This window comes from Streptomyces sp. NPDC043680 (assembly GCF_056436685.1).
Window position 1 is genome coordinate 533,943 of record NZ_JBWKCE010000002.1, and the last position, 17,401, is coordinate 551,343.

Sequence of the window (17,401 nt, forward strand, 5' to 3'; positions counted from 1 at the left end):
CGCCTGGCGTTGGCGCCCCCGTCGCCCAGGTGCCCCTGTGCAGCCCACGGTGTGTCAGGTCGCCGGATCCGCCGCCGTCAGATCCCGATCCAGCACCGTGACCAGCCGGGCCCCCTTGTGTCTCCTGCCCGCGGGGCGAGCCTGTTCAAGCTGCAGCCGGGCCGTGCGGCCCGTCAAGGCCAGCGTCATCAACTGGTTCCCGAACCACGGCCCCCCCGTACGCCGCCAGCTCAACGGTGGCCGACCCGTCCGCCCGTGCCGGGAGAACCCGCGCCCCAGCCAGCGCCCCACCCGCGACCAGCCCAGTCGAAACCCCCACTTCACCACCGTATGCACCGAGTTGTGCACCGGCGAGCATGTCAACTGGAACACCCGGGCCGTGCTGGGTATTCGGGGCTCGGCCACATACGCGTGATGGACATCCCCCGACAGCACGCACACCGTCGCCGGTGCCCGAGGACCCGTCCCCACCTCCTCGATCAGATCACTGAGCGCCGCGAACGAGGCCGGGAACGCCGCCCAGTGCTCCAGATCGCTGCGCCGGCGCAGATCCTCCCCGATCCGCTCCCAGCGAGGCCCCCGATCACCACGGCACAGCGCCGCATTCCACACCTCCGCATCATGGATCAGCGGCGGCATCAACCACGGCAGCGAGGACCCGATCAGCAAATGGTCGTACCCGCCGTGACCCGCCAGCGCGTTCTCCCGCAGCCACTGCTGCTCCGCCGGGTCGAGCATCGCCCGCCCCTCCTCGGCCAGCACCCGCGCCGCCCGCGTATCCACCATCAGCAACCGCGACCGGCCGAAGTCCCGGCGGTAACTCCAGCGCACCGAACTCGGATCGGCATCCGCCGCGGACGCGAAGGCCCGCAACGCATCCGTACCGTCCGGAGCCGCGCAGACCCGCTCGTACACGGCGTCCGCGGCGAGCTCGGCCGGCGAGAGATTGCCCAGGTGCTGATACACCCAGTACGACATCAGCCCACTGAGCACCCGCTCCCGCCACCACGGCGTCGCCCGCATCTCCGCCAACCACGCAGCACTGGTGTTCCAGTCGTCCACGACATCGTGATCGTCGAATATCTGCAGGCTGGGGACGGTGGACAGAAGCCAGCGGATCTCCGGGTCGAGCCAGGACTCGTAGTACAACCGGGTGTACTCCTCAAAGTCCGCCACCTGCGCACCCGGAGCCTCACGCAGATCCCGCCGCGCCGCGAGCCACTGCCGGGTCTCCCGCGACAGATGGTCCGCGTAGACCTGGTCGCCCAGCAGAAGCACCACGTCCGGCCGGACCGCCTCCGGATCGGCTGCCAGCCGCGCCGCTAGGGTGTCCAGCGCATCGGGGCCGTGCGGACCCCGCCGGTCGGCGGGCGGCGCGGCCTGCCGACAGGAGCCGAAGGCCACCCGCAGGGCAGGCGCCGGCCGCCCGGGCGCCGCGACGGCCGGGGTGGTGATCACGCTCGGCGGAAAGGCACTGCCCGGCAGGGGCCAGACGCGGTGGCCGTCGAGCAGCACCTCGTACGCCGTCGTGGCCCCCGGAGTCAGACCGGTCACCGGCACCAGCGCGTAGTGGTGCCCCTCTATCTGGAACGTACGCGCACTGCCACCGGCCCCGTCGGCGCAGCGCACCTCGGCCGTGCACGGGCGATCGGCCTCGACCCAGATCGTGGCCGAACCGCCCGTGTCCCAGTCGACGTGACGCAGCAGTGGCCCCAGACGCAACCCGGCCATGAACTCCCCCTCCTCCGTAGCCCCTTCGATCACGGTACGACGAGGAGAGGGAGCCTGGCCTCCCCCTGGTGGGGGATAGCATCCGCCCACGCGGGGGAGGCGGTGGGTGGGGTGGATGTGCGGCGGTGGGGGAGGGGAGCAGGGGGGCAGGGGATCCTGCTGCCTGCTGCCTGCTGCCTGCTGCCTGCTGCCTGCTGCCTGCCGCCTTCCCCTTGAGTGCCTGGTGCCTGGGGTCCGGGGTCCGGGGTGCTCGGGGGGTGCCGCCGTCAGCAGCCGTTGAGGATGTTGACCAGGGCCGACTTCTCGCCGGAGTCCATGCTCAGACCCCAGTACTGCTTCACCTCGACCCACATGCGGGCGTACGTACAGCGATAGGCGGTGCGCGACGGCAGCCACTTGCCCGGGTCTTGGTCGCCCTTGGCCTGGTTGACGTTGTCGGTGACCGCGATGAGCTGGGGACGGGTGAGGTCGTTGGCGAACTGTTGGCGCTTGCTGGTGGTCCAGGAGCTCGCGCCGGAACGCCAGGCCTCGGCGAGCGGGACGACGTGGTCGATGTCGAGGTCGGCGGCGACGGTCCAGGTGGCACCGTCGTACTCGGAGTACCAGCTTCCGCTGACAGCCGCACAGCTGGAGTCCACGACGACGTTGACGCCGTCGCGCTTCAGAACGGTCTCGCGGGTGTTGCAGGTGCCGGAGACGGTGGACCAGTGGGGGAAGAGGCTTCGGCTGTAGCCGCTGGTCGAGCCCTCCGCCTGCGGGGTGACGGTGGCCAGGTAGGAGCGCGCGGCCGCGGCGCTGATCGGGGTGGGCGGGGAAGCCTGGGCGGCGGGCGCGGTCATGAGGGAGGTGAGGGCGGCGAGCGCCGCTGCTGACGCGAGCACGCCAATTCGACGCGCGTAGACGGAGGGTATGTGAGCCGTGAGGGCCATGAGGGGGGCTCCCTGGATGCGGGGGGTGGGTCGGTCGGCCCCGGCGGGGCGCAGCCATGGTGGCGGCCCCGGATTGCGTGGGGGCGGGCGTCAGGTTACAGCCAGATGGCATGCGCACGTCAGGGCTGGAGATGGATGGGCGGCTCTACATAGGCGGAGGTTGGGATTCCGGGGGTGCGGTTGGTGCGGTTGGTGCGTCCGGAGGTGCTTTTGCTAAGGGGTATGTGTGCGGCCCGGGTGGTGGGGGCGTGGTGGTCGGGGCAGCGGGACTTTTGGCCTATTTCGGGCGTGCGTCGACGTCGCGTACCCTGTGAGGAGCAGAAGGGGAGTAGCTCTTCGCCGGACCGTCGACATACTGCTGGGTCACCCCAGCCGGCGCCCGGAGGCAGACCGCCCAGGCGGGCTGCCAGCGAGACCTTCGGCCGCAGTGTCCTGTCCCAGGTTCATGTGCACCCGTCCACGCGTCGGGGCGCGTGGGCACCGTCAGGGCGCCGCCGAGCCGAAGCGACCCCTGAAACACCCCAGGTCTCTCGGTACCGATGGCGCCCTGCCCGACCGATCGAGGTTCCACCCCGTGCTCAGCACCAGCTTCAGCATCACCGTCACGGCCATCGCCTTCGGCGTCGTCTTCCTTGCCGAGCTCCCCGACAAGACCGCCCTCGCCGGCCTGATGCTCGGCACTCGCTACCGCGCCTCGTACGTCTTCGCCGGAGTCGCCGCCGCCTTTGCCATCCACGTCGTACTGGCTATCGCCGCCGGCAGCGTCCTCACCCTGCTCCCGCACCGGCTGGTGCAAGCGGTCGTCGGAACCCTCTTCCTCGCCGGAGCGGCCATGCTGCTGCTCAAGAAGAGCGGCGAGGAGGAACACGTCAAGGCCCCCGCCGACCAGTCCTTCTGGAAGGTCTCCGGCGCAGGCTTCATGCTGATCCTGGTAGCAGAATTCGGTGACCTGACCCAGATCATGACCGCCAACCTCGCCGCCCGCTACGACAACCCCCTCTCCGTCGGCATCGGCGCCGTCCTCGCCCTGTGGGCGGTCGCGGGAATCGGCATCCTGGGCGGGCGCACCCTCATGAAGTACGTGCCGCTGCGCCTGATCACCAAGGTCGCGGCATGCGTGATGGTGGCGCTGGCCGGGTTCTCGCTGTACGAGGCGATTGCGGGCTGAGGTGGCGTCCGGGGGCGGGCAAGGCGGAGCGGGGTCGAGGTGGGCGGAGTGTCCGCACTCGGCATCAGGGAACGTCCGGGGGCGTCCCGTCAGTCGACTGTCCTTCCGTGTCGGTCCGGCCCGTCAAGGGCGCTCCTTCTCGTTCCTCGTCGTCGCGTCGCTTCGCGATGGCCTTCGGCCACCCTTGACTGCCCGGCCCGCCCCGGAAAGACAACAGACTGCCGGGAAGCCCCCGAAGGATGGCCGGGGGGACAGACAGACATACGGGCCCGTCAGCGATGCCCGAGCAGGCTTCCAGTTGCCATGTCCCCATTCGGGGTCGACCGGTCCCCTTTCCGAGCCCAGCCGGGTCAAGCCGCAGCCGACGCCAATGAGATGGGCATCGGCGGCCATCCGCCCACCATCGCGTCAGATCGCTACGCAGCCCGTCTCGGCATAGCGTCCGGCGCCCGTCTGGGGTCGCTCATAGCCGCGACAGATCGCTACGCAGTTGATCTCGACTGGCGTCCGGCGGTCGGCCGGGGCGCGGAGGGATCTAGGCTGCCTTTGACCGCAGCGGGCGGCATGCCCGTAGTTGCCGAAAAGGGAGTTCAAATATGCGCGCACGTCGGATTCTTGGTGTGTCCGTCATGTCCGCCGCCTTGGTCGGGGGCACGTTGATCGCCGGCAGTCCTGCCATTGCGCAGACGAACGCGTCCGCGGCGAGCTGCACTGCGCTGGCCCTTGAGACCGTGGTGATACGTGATCGGATGAGCGTCAACGGGACGGCTCTCGCCCAGCTCAACAAGGGCGAGAGGGCGACGTCGCCCTGCCAGATGTACTACGGCGGCTCGTACACCAAGTGCGGTATCACCAGCACACGTTGGGTCAAGGTGACGAAGTACGGAGTCACCGGCTACGTGGTCGGCACCTGCGTGAAGCAGCCGGCCTGACGGCCCCGGGGCCGCCGTCACTGTTGGCAGCGACCGAAGGTCACGACGTAGGTTCCGGCGCCGCTCGCCCCGGCTCCACTTCGGTCCGCGGCCCCCGGCAGGGCTGCCCGGCCGATGTCGCGCAGATTGGGATCGAGAACTATTTGACGGTGGCCCCAAGTGCTGACATTAACCCACCAGTTGACTGCAGCCTTGGGGGTTCCCGAACCGCCCCACCCGGTATAGGTGATCTCATTTACGGCCCATGACCGTGGATTGGGACAGTACCCGGCAGCCATGATGCGGCTCTGCGGTGTGGAACCGGTCTGCGGGTTGGTGTGGGAATCCTTGTTGGGGCCCCACCACTTCAGCTGGACGGCCGCGGCGGCGTGTTGCTGCGCAGCTTTCGTCAGACTCTGATTCACGGTGAGGAGCGGCAACCCGCGCCGCGCCCGCTCGGCATTGATGAGACACACCACTACGTCGTTCACCTGAACGTCATTGCCGCTGCTCGGGGCCCGATTGGCGGCCGCGGTGTCACAACTCAACGCCACGGCCGGTGACGTTCCCGGCGCGAGCGTGGCGGCCATAACTCCGGCTGCAGCGAGGGTCAATGCCGTTCTTCTGAGGGAAACTTTGCTTCTCACGGAGAGAACACCTCCCGCGAAGACGGACAGTCCCTCCCAGGCTGCCACCCCGTACATCGGGTCGCATCCGGGCCGTCCCTCAGTGCCTGTTCCCAGCCCTAGACGGCCGCCGGACGCCACGCCGAGACCGGCTGTGTAGCGATCTGTCGCGGCTATGAGTGACCCCGGACGGGCCGCGGACGCTATGCCGACATCCGCTGTGTAGCGATCTGACGCGATGGTGGGCTGGATGGCCGCCGATGCCCATCTGATTGACATGTCTGCGACTTGACCCGGGCTGGGCTCGGGAAGAGGAGATGGTCGGCCCCGGATGGGGAACTGGCGGCGGGGATCGGCCCGTGGATCGCTGACGGGCCCGCCCCTGAACACGAACCCCCCGGCCATCCTTCGGGGGCTTCCCGGCAGTCTGTTGTCTTTCCGGGGCGGGCCGGGCAGTCAAGGGTGGCCGAAGGCCATCGCGAAGCGACGCGACGACGAGGAACGAGGAGGAGCGCCCTTGACGGCCCGGACCGACACGGAAGGACAGTGGACTGACGGGACGCCCCCGGACTTTCTCTGACGCCGGTCAGCCGGGACCCAGCCCATCCCGACTCCGCTGGGCCTTCGAGTTCGCCTGTCGGGGCTTCGGCCGCCCCTTTACCCCTGCGCCGCCAAAGTGAGGCGGATCGAGCCGTCCTCGGTCGGGGTGACCTCCACGGAGGTCAGGTCGGGGACATGGGCCGTCGGGGCGTGGGCGGCGGCGCGGGGGCCGATGCCGATCACGCGCATGCCCGCCGCCCGGCCCGCGGCGATGCCGGCGGCGGAGTCCTCGAAGACGATGCAGTCGGCCGGGTCCACACCCAGCTCGGCGGCGCCCTTGAGGAAGCCCTCGGGGTCGGGCTTGCTGGCCTGCACGGACTCGGCAGTGACCCGTACGTCCGGCAGCGGCAGCGAGGCGGCAGACATGCGGGCCGTGGCCAGAGCTTCGTCGGCGGAGGTGACGAGGGCGTGGGGGAGGGTCGTGACGGACGCCATGAACTCCGGGGCGCCCGCCACCGGGACCACGCCGTCGGTGTCGGCGGTCTCGCGGGCGAGCATCACCGTGTTCTCGGCGTGGTTGATCTCCATGGGGCGCTCCGGCAGCAGGAGGGCCATGGTGGCGTAGCCCTGGCGGCCGTGGACCACCTTGAGGGCTTCCTGTGGGTCCAGCCCGTGGGACACCGCCCAGTCGCGCCAGCAGCGTTCGACCACCGCGTCGGAGTTGACGATGGTGCCGTCCATGTCCAGGAGCAGTGCCTTGGCGGTGAGGACAACGGGGGCGGTGGTGGTGCTGGCCGACATCGGCGGGCTCCAGACGGGGCGGGAAAAGAGAACAGAGCGGTTCCGTCCACCGGTCAGGGAGTGTGGACGGAACCACTTTGTTCCCACACGATACAAAACGTGGGGCGGTCCGCGCCACCTCTCCTGCGGATCAGCCCGTGCCCTCCAGTGCGCGCCGGGTCGCCGGGCCGTACACGCCCCACTCGTCGTCGATTTCGTTGTTCCACTGGAACTCCGATACGGCCCTCTCCGTACGGTCGTCGAACTTGCCGTTGATCTTGCCCCGGTACAGCCCGCGCGCGGCCAGGAGCCGCTGCATCTTCTCCACCTCCGGGCCCGAGTCCCCGTACCTGAGCGTCGGACCCACCGGAGGCGCCGGGGTGGTGGGAGCGGCGGTCTTGCTCGCCGACGGGGCGGCCGCCGCGGCCGAGGAGCGGGAGGCGCTGGCCGAGGGGGACGGGGAAGCGGACTTGGAGGCGCTCGCCGAGCGGGACGGCGAGGCGGAACGGGAGGGGCCGGCCGTCGTCGGCTGCGTCGGGCCGATCGGGGCCAGGCTCAGCACCGGGGCCGTCGGTTTGTCGTCCAGCAGGACGGTGTCGCTGTCACCGGAGCCCGGGAGCACTCCCAGGGCCAGTGCGGCCGTGCCGACGGCGACCACCGTTCCGGCGCCGGCCAGGATGGTCGGGAGCTGGCGACGGCGGTTGGGTCGGGGCCGCTTCTCGGGGCCCCCGCCCGCGCCCCGCCCCCCGCCCCCGCCCCTGCCCTCGCCCCCGGTGTGTGGCCGGAGGGTGCCCAGCTCGATCGGCCCAGCCGTGCCGGCCATCCCGGCCGGCCAGGACGCCTGCGGCGGGCCGTCCGGCCAGGTCACCGGCGTGTCGTGCACCGTCGTGCCCTGCACCGGCATGCCGTACGCCGGCGTGCCCTGCACCGGTATGCCGTAAGGAGGCGTGTCCTGCTCCTCCGTGCCGTGCGCTGCCGTGCCGTGCGTCGGCATACCGTGCGCTGGCGTGCCGTGCGCCGGTACGCCGTAAGCCGCTGCGCCGTGTGTCGACATGCCTTGCTCAGGCACCCCATACGCCGGTGTGCCGTAGGCCGGGGTCTCGGCCTCCGGTGGTGTCGGCGTGCCGGGAGGGGCGTACGGGCTCGGCGGCTCGGCCATCACGCCCCGCACCGGGTGCGCCGGCTGTGGTGGCGGGCCGTCGGGCAGGCCAGGGTGGGACAGGGTCACGTACGGGCGGATACGCAACGGCTCGAAGCCCGCACCCGGCGCGCACCCGCAGCCGACGCCTACGGCGTCGCATTCTGGACAGCGCTCAGCGCTCACTGGATCCATCCCTCCCTGGGCATTGCCTGCGATTATGCAGACCCGCCGGGGCCCGCCCAACCCGCCCGACAGGCCATAACCGGACACACCGCTCAGGATGGAAATGTTGATCCGGCCTGAGGAGGAGCGGATGGCTCAGGAAATGACCACGGACCCTGTGGACCCCCTTCCCGACCCGCCGGCATCCGGTCCCACCGCCGAACACGCCTCCCGCGAGGTGCTCGTCTCCATCGGCGCACTCCTGCTCGGACTGCTGATCGCCGCCCTCGACCAGACGATCGTCTCCACGGCGCTGCCGACGATCGTGAGCGACCTGGGCGGAATGGCACACCTGTCGTGGGTGGTCACGGCGTACATGCTGGCCTCGACCGCCGCCACGCCGCTGTGGGGCAAGCTCGGCGACCAGTACGGACGCAAGAAGCTGTTCCAGGCGGCCATCGTGATCTTCCTGATCGGTTCGGCGTTGTGCGGGCTCGCCCAGGACATGCCGCAGCTGATCGCGTACCGGGCGCTGCAGGGCCTCGGTGGCGGAGGGCTGATCGTGCTGTCGATGGCGATCGTCGGCGACATCGTCCCGCCCCGCGAGCGCGGCAAGTACCAGGGCCTCTTCGGTGCCGTGTTCGGCGCCACCAGCGTCCTCGGTCCGCTGCTGGGCGGCCTGTTCGTCGACCACCTGTCCTGGCGCTGGGTCTTCTACATCAACCTCCCCATCGGTCTCGTCGCCCTCTTCGTCATCGCTGCGGTCCTGCACATCCCGGCACGGCCCTCGAAGCACACCATCGACTACCTCGGAACCTTCCTCATCGCCTCCGTCGCGACCTGCCTCGTGCTCGTCGCCTCCCTCGGCGGCACCTGGGGCTGGGGCTCGGCCGGGATCATCGGTCTGGCCGTGCTCGGTGCCGTCCTGCTCGTCGCATTCCTCCTCGTCGAGCGGCGGGCCGTGGAACCCGTCCTGCCGCTGAAACTGTTCCGGATCCGCACCTTCACCCTCTGCTCGGTGATCAGCTTCGTCGTCGGCTTCGCGATGTTCGGCGCGATGGTCTACCTGCCGACCTTCCTGCAGGTGGTCCAGGGCGTTTCGCCGACGATGTCGGGCGTCCACATGCTGCCGATGGTGCTGGGCATGCTGATCTCCTCCACGGCCTCCGGTCAGATCGTCAGCCGCACCGGGCGGTGGAAGGTCTTCCCGATCGCGGGCACGGCGGTGACCGCGCTCGGCCTGCTCCTGCTCCACCAGCTCCACCGCACGAGCGGCGCCTGGGAGATGAGCCTCTACTTCTTCGTCTTCGGCACCGGACTGGGCCTGGTCATGCAGGTGCTGGTGCTGGTGGTGCAGAACGCCGTCAGTTACGCCGACCTCGGCGTCGCGACCTCGGGCGCCACCTTCTTCCGCTCCATCGGAGCCTCCTTCGGCGTCGCCATCTTCGGCACGATCTTCACCAACCAGCTGGAGGAGAAGCTCGCCTCCGCCTTCGCCGGTCTTCCCGTCCCGCCCGGTACGGCCGCCCGGGTGGAGGCCGATCCCCGGGCCATCGGGGGGCTCCCGCCGGTGCTGCGGCCCCGCGTGCTCGACGCGTACTCCGCGTCCATCACCGACGTCTTCCTCTATGCCGTGCCCGTGGTCCTCCTCGCCTTCGTGACCGCCTGGTTCCTCAAGGAGGACAAGCTGCGCGGCTCGGTCACCGCGCCCGACGTCACCGAGACCCTCGCCTCCAATCCCGTCCACCGCTCCTCCCACGAGGAGGTAGCCCGGGCGCTCTCGGTGCTCGGCACCCGTGAGGGCCGCCGCCACGTCTACGAGAAGATCACCGAGAGGGCCGGCTTCGACCTGCTGCCCGCGGCCAGCTGGATGCTGCTGCGGATCAAGAAGTACGGCTCCACCGAGCCGGCGATGCTCGCTGAGCGGACCGCCGTACCACTGAAGGCGATCACCGATGCCGCCCGTCAGCTGGAGGAACGCGGGCTCGCCGCACGCGACGGGCTGCCCCTGGTCCTGACGGACCGCGGGCGGGGGTACGCGGAGAAGCTCGCCGAGGCGCGGCAGGAGTCCCTCGCCGAACTGCTCGGCGACTGGTGGGGCCCGGACAGGCCGACCGACCTGGTCAAGCTGGTCAGGGAACTCAACGCCGAGCTCTGCGGATCCGACGCGGAGGAGCCCTACGACGCAGGTCCCCGCCGGGACCACGCCGTGCACTGACCGCGGCGCCTCAGACCAGGAGCTTCTCGAAGAAGTGCTCCGCATACGGGTCGGCCTTGTACGCCGGTATCTCCGCATACCCGTGGCGCGCATACAAGGCTCGGGCCTCCACCAGGTCCGCCCGGGTGTCCAGCCGGATCCGCTCCGCGCCCAGCGCCCGGGCCTCCTCCTCCAGCGCGGCGAGCAGTGCCGCCCCGCCGCCCGTGCCGCGGGCGGCCGGGTCCACGTAGACCCTCGTGAGCTCGGCGGTGGCGGGGTCGAGGAGCCGTATGCCGCCGCAGGCGAGCGGCCGGCCGTCCAGTCGGCCGACCACGAACCGGCCCGTCGGCGGGACCAGCCCGTCGGCCGGGAAGTCCAGCATGCCCTGGTCGATCTCGGCCTCGGTCACGGACCGCTTCCAATACCGGCCGGCCACCTCCGCGTAGTACGCGCGGCGCAGGGCCGTGGCGTCGGCGGTGGTGAAGTGCTCGGCTACGACGGTCCAGGTGGCTGTCGTCAACCCTGTCGTCATCCCTGTCGTCGTGGCTGCGGCTGCGGCTGCGGCTGTGGCTGAGGTGCTCGTGTTGATGTTCATGGCGTCATTGTGGAAGGCGCGGGCGCCTCGCCGCGTGGAATATCCACAGGCACAGACCGATGATGGGGAAAAGGGTAAATAGGACTAATGGAGGGCGTGAATGCCATGTCAGAGCACCCCGACGCTGCCCTGGTCCGCAGGGGCTACGAGGCTTTCTCCAAGGGCGACATGGAGAAGCTGGCCACGCTGATGACGGCCGATGTCATCCACCACGTGCCCGGCAACAACCCGCTGTCCGGGCACCACAAGGGCCGTGAAGCCGTCTTCGACTTCTACCGGCGCCTGGGCGAGGAGACGAACGGAACCTTCCAGGTGGACCTGCACACGGTGCTGGTGGACGGGCGGGGGCACGTCATGTCCTTCCACACGGCGCGCGGCGACCGCGGCGACCGCGGGATAGAGATCCAGGAAGGCCTCTTCTTCACCATCGTCGGCGGGAAGATCAGCGACATCGACCAGTGCACCCAGGACATCGACGAGGAAGACGCCTTCTGGAGTTGACCGGCTCCCCGGTCCCGGGTCCAGATGGCCGGCCCCCGTGGTCGGCCCCTGGTCGACCGCCCAGGCCGCCCCCGGTCGGCCGCCCCGCCCGGCCGACCCGACGTACGTCTACTCCCCGCCCCGCCCGGGCTCAGGCCTTCGGCTTCGGCGCCGCCTGCTGCACGACCTCGAAGGACCACACCGACGACCCCGAGGCCGCAGGCTTCGGCCGTTCACCCTCCCCCGAGCCGCCACCCTGGTGCGCCGCCTTCATCGGGCCCTCCATCCACGCCTGGAAGTCCTCCTCGGACCGCCACCGCGTGTAGACGAGGTACTGGTCCGTGCCCTCCACCGGCCGCAGCAGCTCGAACCACTCGAATCCGTCCGAGTTCTCCACCGCGCCCGCCCGCGAGGCGAAGCGCTGCTCCAGCACTTCCCGCTGCTCGGCGGGAACGGTCAGCGCGTTGATCTTCACGATGCTCATGCCCGCCATCCTAGGGATCCCGCGGGGGATATCGTCCTCCCAGGTAATGAAGTGGTGCATGAAGCGCGGCAGCCAGGCTAAGTCAGGGTTGCGTTCAACAGGGCGGGAGGCCGGCGAGGCGTGGCTAACGCGGCAGAGCACGGTGGTGCGAACGGACATGCCGGGGTCATAGGCGGTGACAGCGGGAGACTGGGGGCGGCGCGCCTGCTGCTGTGGGCGCTGGCCGGCGTCCTCGCCGTCAGACAGGCCGCCGTCGTACTGCGCGTGCCACCGGGGGAGTGGCTCAGCGGCTTCCACCTTCCCGGCGCCCTGCCCGGGTCGCTCTACGACGCCGGCCAGTTCACCGGGACGCCCTTCGCGGGCCTGGTGCTCAAGCCGTTCCTCGGTCTCGCGGCACCCTCGCTGGAGGTTGCCTGGACCTGTGTGACGCTGCTGTTCGTCGCGGCCGTCGGGCTCGTCGCCGCCCGGGGCCTGCCCGATCCCGTGCCGCGGCGCACCGCGCTGCTGGCCGCGCCCGCGCTGGTGGGCCTGATGATGGTCTCGCTGCCCGTACGCGAGGCGGCCTCGCCCGGCCAGACCGCCGTGCTGCCCGTGTTGCTGGTGCTGCTGGCGGTCTTCCGGGTGCCCGGCGAGCGCGCGTCCGGCTTCCTCCTCGGCTCCGCCGCCGCGCTCCAGCCGGCCCTGCTGCTCTTCGCGCCGCTGCTCTGGCTGACCGGCCGCCGGCCCACCGCCCGCGCCGCCACCGTCACCTTCGCCGCGGCCACCGCCCTGTCCTGGGCGGCGCTGCCCCGCGACTCCTGGACGTACTGGGTGCACCACCTGGCCGGCACCGGCCTCGGCGGTGCCCCCGGCGGCCTCGCCAACCAGTCGGTGCACGGCGCGCTGCTGCGCTTCGGCCTCTCCGGGCCCGTCGAGATCCTGCTGTACGCGGTGCTCGCCGCCGGGATCGCCTGGCTGGGCCTGCGCCGCGCGGTGCGCTACGCCCGGGACGGGCAGCTGCTGCTCGCCGTCGCGATCACCGGCTGCGTGGCCGTCGCGGTGGCGCCGACCGGCTGGCGCCACCAGCTGCTGTGGGTGCTGCTGGCGGTGGCCGGCAAGGTCGGCAGGCGTGCGGCGGACCGGCCCGTGTGGCCGGTGGCCGTGGTGCTCGCCATGACGCTGCCCAGCGATGTGCTGCTGCCCAACCTGGCCGCGCTGGCCCCCGTACGCGACAACGTCCTGCTGCTCGCCGCTCTGGCGGCGGCCTGCGCCGTGCCGTTCCTGCCGAGGTCCTCGCCGTACTGGCGCGAGCCGGTCCCGACGGCGTACGGGCGGCCCGCCGCCGCGCGCTGGTCGCGGGTGCCGCTGATGCCGTTCTGGCGGCGCGTGCTGTCGCGCCCCAACCTGCTGCTGGAACTGCTGCTGATACGGGTCGGGTACTCGATGTACTCGCACATCCGGGCCGCCGCACCCACCAGCCGCAGCCTCGCCGAAGGCAACGGCAGCCAGATCCACGGCATCGAGCGGGCACTGGGCATCGACATCGAGCACGCCGTCAACCAGGCCGTGGTGAACACGCCCTGGCTGGAGAAGTTCTTCAACTTCTACTACACGTCGTTCCACTTCGTGGTGCCGCTGACGATCCTGGCCGTGCTGTACTGGCGCCGCCCCGGCGACTACCGCTGGGCGCGCGCCTCCCTGGGCCTGGCCACGCTGCTCGCGCTCGTCGGCTTCTGGCTCTACCCGCTGGCGCCGCCCCGCCTGATGCCCGGCCTCGGCTTCATCGACACCGTGCACGGGCCGCAGGACCTGGCCCACCCGCAGTACGGGGCCATGACCGCGATCTCGAACCAGTACGCGGCGATGCCCTCGCTGCACTTCGGCTGGTCGCTGTGGTGCGGGATCGTGATCATGATGCTGGCGCCGAAGGCGTGGCAGAAGCTGCTGGGGGCGCTGCACCCGCTGATCACGGTGTGCGCGATCGTCGCCACCGCCAACCACTGGGTGCTCGACGCGGTCGGGGGCGCGGTCGTGGTCAGCGCCGGGTTCGGGCTGGTCTACGTACTGTCGGGGCCGCGCGGCGCCGTCCGGGCGGCCGCCGGAGCCGCCGTGCCCAAGCCGCGCGAGCCCGAACGGCTGGGCGCCGCCACCCGCAGCCGGGCCTGACCACGGCCACGGCGCACGCGCACCGCGAAGGGGTGCCGGGGCGGGCCGTACGCCTGCCCCGGCACCCCTTCGGTGGATCGCCGCGTCCTGTCAGGATCCGCCGTCGGCGGCGCCCCCGCCACTCGGGGCGGTCGGGGTCGGGGTCGGGGAGCGGATCCTCAGGGGGCTGTGGTGCCGCCCGCGGTGAGCCGGTCCACGATGAGCGCGATGGCGGCCTCCGCGGTGTCGGCCTCGGCGATCACGGTGTTCAGGCTGGGGCTGCGGACGCGGAAGCGGCCGTCGGGCGTCGGCTCGGCGGCCGGCGCCTCCACCTCGAAGGGGTGGCGGGTGCGGGAGCTGAACCACAGGGTCCACTGGCGGGTGAACGGGTACAGCCGGCGCAGCTGCGGCTGAGCGGAAGCGGCCTCTATGAGCTCGATGACCCCGCGGCTGAGCGGGTCGGGCCCGCCGCGTTCCAGGATCAGCCGCCATGTCGTGGGCAGCCGCTGCCAGCGGGCATCCACCCGGTCCGCGGTGTCGGCTTCGGCAGCGTGAAGGTTCATCCGCGCAGTGTGACGCCCCACAGGCCTCAGGACAATGCTCCGGACGCCAACGATCCGGCATACGACGCCCACCGTCCCGCAGGGGACCCGCAGGCGCGGACTCCCCGGCCCGCCCGCCGGGGACGGCGGCGGCGCACTCCAGGGGACGGCAGGGGCCGGGGGCGTGGGAGAGGGAGCAGCCCCTGCCGTCCTGGAACCGGTACGGCCGCGGTCGCGCTCACCCGCTCAACCGTGGCTGACCCGGAGCTCCTTGATGCCGTTCAGCCAGGCCGCGCGCAGCCGGCGCGGTTCCCCGCCGGCCAGCCGCAGGTCGGGCAGGGCGTCGGCGAGGGCGTTGAAGATCAGGTCGATCTCCATGATGGCCAGGGACTTGCCGAGGCAGAAGTGCGGTCCGCCGCCGCCGAAGCCCAGGTGCGGGTTGGGGTCTCGGGTGATGTCGAAGACGTCCGGGCTCTCGAAGACCTCGGGGTCGTGGTTGGCGGAGGAGTAGAACAGTCCCACCCGGTCGCCGGCCTTGATCTTCCGGCCGCCCAGCTCGGTGTCCTGGGTGGCGGTGCGCTGGAAGGACACCACCGGGGTCGCCCAGCGGACGATCTCCTCGGCGGCCGTGGCGGGGCGGGTCGCCTTGTAGAGCTCCCACTGGTCGGGGTGGGTCAGGAAGGCGTGCATGCCGTGGCTGATGGCGTTGCGGGTGGTCTCGTTGCCCGCGACGGCCAGCAGCAGGACGAAGAAGCCGAACTCGTCGGAGCCCAGGTTGCCCTGGCCCTCGGCCGCCACCAGCTGCGTGACGATGTCCTTGGCGGGGCGCTCCTTGCGCGCCGCCGACAGGTTCATCGCGTAGCCGATGAGCTCCATCGCCGCGTTGGAGCCGACCTCCTCGGTGATCGCGTACTCGGGGTCGTCGTAGGCGATCATCTTGTTCGACCAGTCGAAGATGCGGAGCCGGTCCTCCTGGGGTACGCCGATCAGTTCGGCGATGGCCTGCAGCGGGAGCTCGCACGCCACCTGCGTGACGAAGTCGAAGCTGCCGTCGCCCGCGGCGGCAGCCGCCTCCCGGACGATCTGCCGGGCCCGGTCCCGCAGGGCATGCTCCAGGCCGCGGATGGCCCGGGGGGTGAACCCGCGCTGCACGATCTGGCGTACGCGGGTGTGCTCCGGCGGGTCCATGTTCAGCATGATCAGGCGCTGGGCATCTATCTGTTCGCGCTGGATGTGCTCGTTGAAGCGGATGATGGCCGTGTTGGTGGTGGAGGAGAACAACTCCGGGTGCGTGGAGACGTACTTGACGTCCGCGTGCCGGGTGACCGCCCAGTAGCCCTCGTCGTCGAAGCCGGTGACGCCCCGCCGCTGCGGGCACCACCACACGGGGGCGGTCTGCCGCAGCTGTGCGAACTCGGGGAAGGGGACGCGGTCCTGGAGGAGGTCGGGATCGGTGGCGTCGAAGCCTTCGGGCAGCGCGGGACAGGGCATCGGGCGACTCCAAAGTCTGACGGCCCATCAGGAGATTGGCTCGAAGGTAGTAACGAGTTCTAGAAGTGACAAGGGTCCTCACGTCAACTGTTGCGTGTGGAATCCGTGTAAGCCGCGTGCAAGACCCTTGCGTGCCGGGCCTCCGGGTCATAAGACTGCGAGGAGAACTAGAACGCGTACTAGTTCGAGGCGGGGCGCCGGGACGGCCCGCCGCGCCGGCGCAGTGCAGGGAGAGGACGAGCTCATGGCCGCGGAACCCGTCATCGTCGAAGCCGTACGCACCCCCATCGGCAAGCGCGGAGGCGCGCTCGCCAACCTCCATCCCGCCTACCTGCTCGGCGAGACCTACCGCGAGCTCCTCGCCCGGACCGGAATCCAGCCCGACTGCGTCGAGCAGATCGTCGGCGGCACCGTCACCCACGCCGGCGAGCAGTCGATGAACCCCGCCCGCAACGCCTGGCTCGCCATGGGCCTGCCCTACGAAACCGCCGCCACCACCGTGGACTGCCAGTGCGGGAGCTCCCAGCAGGCCAACCACATGGTCGCCAACATGATCTCCGGCGGGGTCATGGACATCGGCATCGCCTGCGGGGTCGAGGCGATGAGCCGCGTCCCGCTCGGCTCCGGCTCCAAGCACGGCCCGGGCAAGCCGTTCCCGGACGAGTGGAACGTCGACCTCCCCAACCAGTTCGAGGCCGCCGAGCGCATCGCCCGCCACCGCGGCCTGACCCGCGAGGACGTCGACCGGCTCGGCCTGCTGTCCCAGGAGCGGGCCGCCACCGCCTGGGCCGAGGAGCGGTTCAAGCGGGAGACCTTCGCCGTCCAGGTCCCGACGACGGAGGAGGAACAGGCCGCCGGGCAGGGCATGTGGCGGCTGGTCGACCGTGACGAGGGGCTGCGGGACACCAGCATGGAGGCGCTGTCCCGGCTCAAGCCGGTCATGCCGACCGCCGTGCACACCGCGGGGAACTCCTCGCAGATATCGGACGGGGCCGCGGCCGTGATGTGGGCCTCCCGCAAGATGGCCCGCGCGCTCAAGCTCAAGCCGCGCGCCCGCATCGTCGCCCAGACGCTGGTCGGCGCCGACCCGCACTACCACCTCGACGGCCCGATCGACGCGACACGGGCCGTGCTCGGCAAGGCCGGCATGTCCCTCAAGGACATCGACCTCGTCGAGATCAACGAGGCCTTCGCCTCCGTGGTCCTCAGCTGGGCCCAGGTCTTCGAACAGGACCTGGACAAGGTCAACGTCAACGGCGGCGGCATCGCCCTGGGCCACCCGGTCGGGGCGACCGGCGCCCGGCTGATCACCACCGCACTGCACGAGCTGGAGCGCCGCGACAAGGAGTTCGCGCTGATCACCATGTGCGCGGGCGGCGCCCTGGCGACCGGGACGATCATCCAGCGGCTGTAGGCGGCCCTCGAAAACCCTGTGGGATGGGAAACAGAAGGCCCCGGTGGCCGGCCTGGGGAGGCCGGCCACCGGGCCTTCGCACTGCT

The 17,401-nt window shown here is 70.9% G+C and carries 15 protein-coding genes; 6 read left to right on the top strand and 9 right to left on the bottom strand.

Features of this window, described 5'->3' with window-relative positions; genetic code table 11:
• Positions 1-54 precede the first annotated feature (54 nt).
• Together AC0666_RS05815 and AC0666_RS05820 are read right to left on the bottom strand one after the other, a co-directional pair.
• Positions 55-1,731: an alkaline phosphatase D family protein gene (locus AC0666_RS05815; RefSeq protein WP_478707149.1), complete on the bottom strand. Its 1,677-nt coding sequence runs from the start codon at positions 1,729-1,731 to the stop codon at positions 55-57.
• 266 nt (positions 1,732-1,997) lie between these two features.
• Positions 1,998-2,642 carry a GmrSD restriction endonuclease domain-containing protein gene (locus AC0666_RS05820; RefSeq protein ID WP_468968501.1) on the bottom strand — a complete coding sequence of 215 codons (645 nt, stop codon included), beginning with the start codon at positions 2,640-2,642 and terminating at the stop codon, positions 1,998-2,000.
• A gap of 592 nt (positions 2,643-3,234) precedes the next feature.
• Here AC0666_RS05820 and AC0666_RS05825 point away from each other — a divergent pair.
• Positions 3,235-3,828 carry a TMEM165/GDT1 family protein gene (locus tag AC0666_RS05825; protein WP_478707150.1) on the top strand — a complete coding sequence of 198 codons (594 nt, stop codon included), beginning with the start codon at positions 3,235-3,237 and terminating at the stop codon, positions 3,826-3,828.
• 629 nt (positions 3,829-4,457) lie between these two features.
• Positions 4,458-4,760: a hypothetical protein gene (locus AC0666_RS05830; protein WP_468967645.1), complete on the top strand. Its 303-nt coding sequence runs from the start codon at positions 4,458-4,460 to the stop codon at positions 4,758-4,760.
• Positions 4,761-4,777: 17 nt separating this feature from the next.
• Here the strand turns inward: AC0666_RS05830 and AC0666_RS05835 are convergent, their stop codons facing one another.
• From AC0666_RS05835 to AC0666_RS05845, 3 genes are all read right to left on the bottom strand, one after another.
• Positions 4,778-5,329, bottom strand: coding sequence for a CAP domain-containing protein (locus tag AC0666_RS05835; RefSeq protein ID WP_468967642.1), 552 nt, complete (start codon positions 5,327-5,329; stop codon positions 4,778-4,780).
• Between the two features lie 693 nt (positions 5,330-6,022).
• Positions 6,023-6,706, bottom strand: coding sequence for an HAD-IA family hydrolase (locus tag AC0666_RS05840; protein ID WP_478707151.1), 684 nt, complete (start codon positions 6,704-6,706; stop codon positions 6,023-6,025).
• 130 nt (positions 6,707-6,836) lie between these two features.
• Entirely contained in the window at positions 6,837-7,679 is an 843-nt protein-coding gene (locus AC0666_RS05845; RefSeq protein WP_478707152.1) for a peptidoglycan-binding domain-containing protein, read from the bottom strand.
• A gap of 460 nt (positions 7,680-8,139) precedes the next feature.
• Between AC0666_RS05845 and AC0666_RS05850 the strand changes: the two genes are divergently transcribed.
• Positions 8,140-10,206: a DHA2 family efflux MFS transporter permease subunit gene (locus AC0666_RS05850; protein WP_468967636.1), complete on the top strand. Its 2,067-nt coding sequence runs from the start codon at positions 8,140-8,142 to the stop codon at positions 10,204-10,206.
• A 10-nt stretch (positions 10,207-10,216) separates the two neighbouring features.
• On the opposite strand, the gene AC0666_RS05855 is transcribed toward AC0666_RS05850, so the two are convergent.
• Positions 10,217-10,705, bottom strand: a complete 489-nt coding sequence (locus AC0666_RS05855; protein WP_468967633.1) for a GNAT family N-acetyltransferase — start codon at positions 10,703-10,705, stop codon at positions 10,217-10,219.
• A gap of 180 nt (positions 10,706-10,885) precedes the next feature.
• Here AC0666_RS05855 and AC0666_RS05860 point away from each other — a divergent pair, with 180 nt between their 5' ends.
• A complete protein-coding gene (locus AC0666_RS05860; protein ID WP_468967630.1) occupies positions 10,886-11,281 on the top strand; it encodes a nuclear transport factor 2 family protein in 396 nt (131 codons plus the stop codon).
• Between the two features lie 130 nt (positions 11,282-11,411).
• Here AC0666_RS05860 and AC0666_RS05865 read toward each other — a convergent pair whose 3' ends face one another.
• Positions 11,412-11,744 carry an antibiotic biosynthesis monooxygenase family protein gene (locus AC0666_RS05865; protein WP_468584413.1) on the bottom strand — a complete coding sequence of 111 codons (333 nt, stop codon included), beginning with the start codon at positions 11,742-11,744 and terminating at the stop codon, positions 11,412-11,414.
• 120 nt (positions 11,745-11,864) lie between these two features.
• Here AC0666_RS05865 and AC0666_RS05870 point away from each other — a divergent pair, with 120 nt between their 5' ends.
• Positions 11,865-13,889 (top strand): bifunctional glycosyltransferase 87/phosphatase PAP2 family protein, encoded by a 2,025-nt coding sequence (locus AC0666_RS05870; RefSeq protein WP_468967626.1) that lies wholly within the window; start codon positions 11,865-11,867, stop codon positions 13,887-13,889.
• Positions 13,890-14,047: 158 nt separating this feature from the next.
• On the opposite strand, the gene AC0666_RS05875 is transcribed toward AC0666_RS05870, so the two are convergent.
• Together AC0666_RS05875 and AC0666_RS05880 are read right to left on the bottom strand one after the other, a co-directional pair.
• Positions 14,048-14,431 carry a DUF6193 family natural product biosynthesis protein gene (locus AC0666_RS05875; RefSeq protein WP_478707153.1) on the bottom strand — a complete coding sequence of 128 codons (384 nt, stop codon included), beginning with the start codon at positions 14,429-14,431 and terminating at the stop codon, positions 14,048-14,050.
• Between the two features lie 225 nt (positions 14,432-14,656).
• Positions 14,657-15,901, bottom strand: a complete 1,245-nt coding sequence (locus AC0666_RS05880) for a cytochrome P450 (protein WP_478707154.1) — start codon at positions 15,899-15,901, stop codon at positions 14,657-14,659.
• Positions 15,902-16,145: 244 nt separating this feature from the next.
• Here AC0666_RS05880 and AC0666_RS05885 point away from each other — a divergent pair, with 244 nt between their 5' ends.
• On the top strand, positions 16,146-17,315 hold the full coding sequence (locus tag AC0666_RS05885; RefSeq protein ID WP_356853747.1) for a steroid 3-ketoacyl-CoA thiolase: 1,170 nt from the start codon (positions 16,146-16,148) through the stop codon (positions 17,313-17,315).
• Positions 17,316-17,401 lie beyond the last annotated feature (86 nt).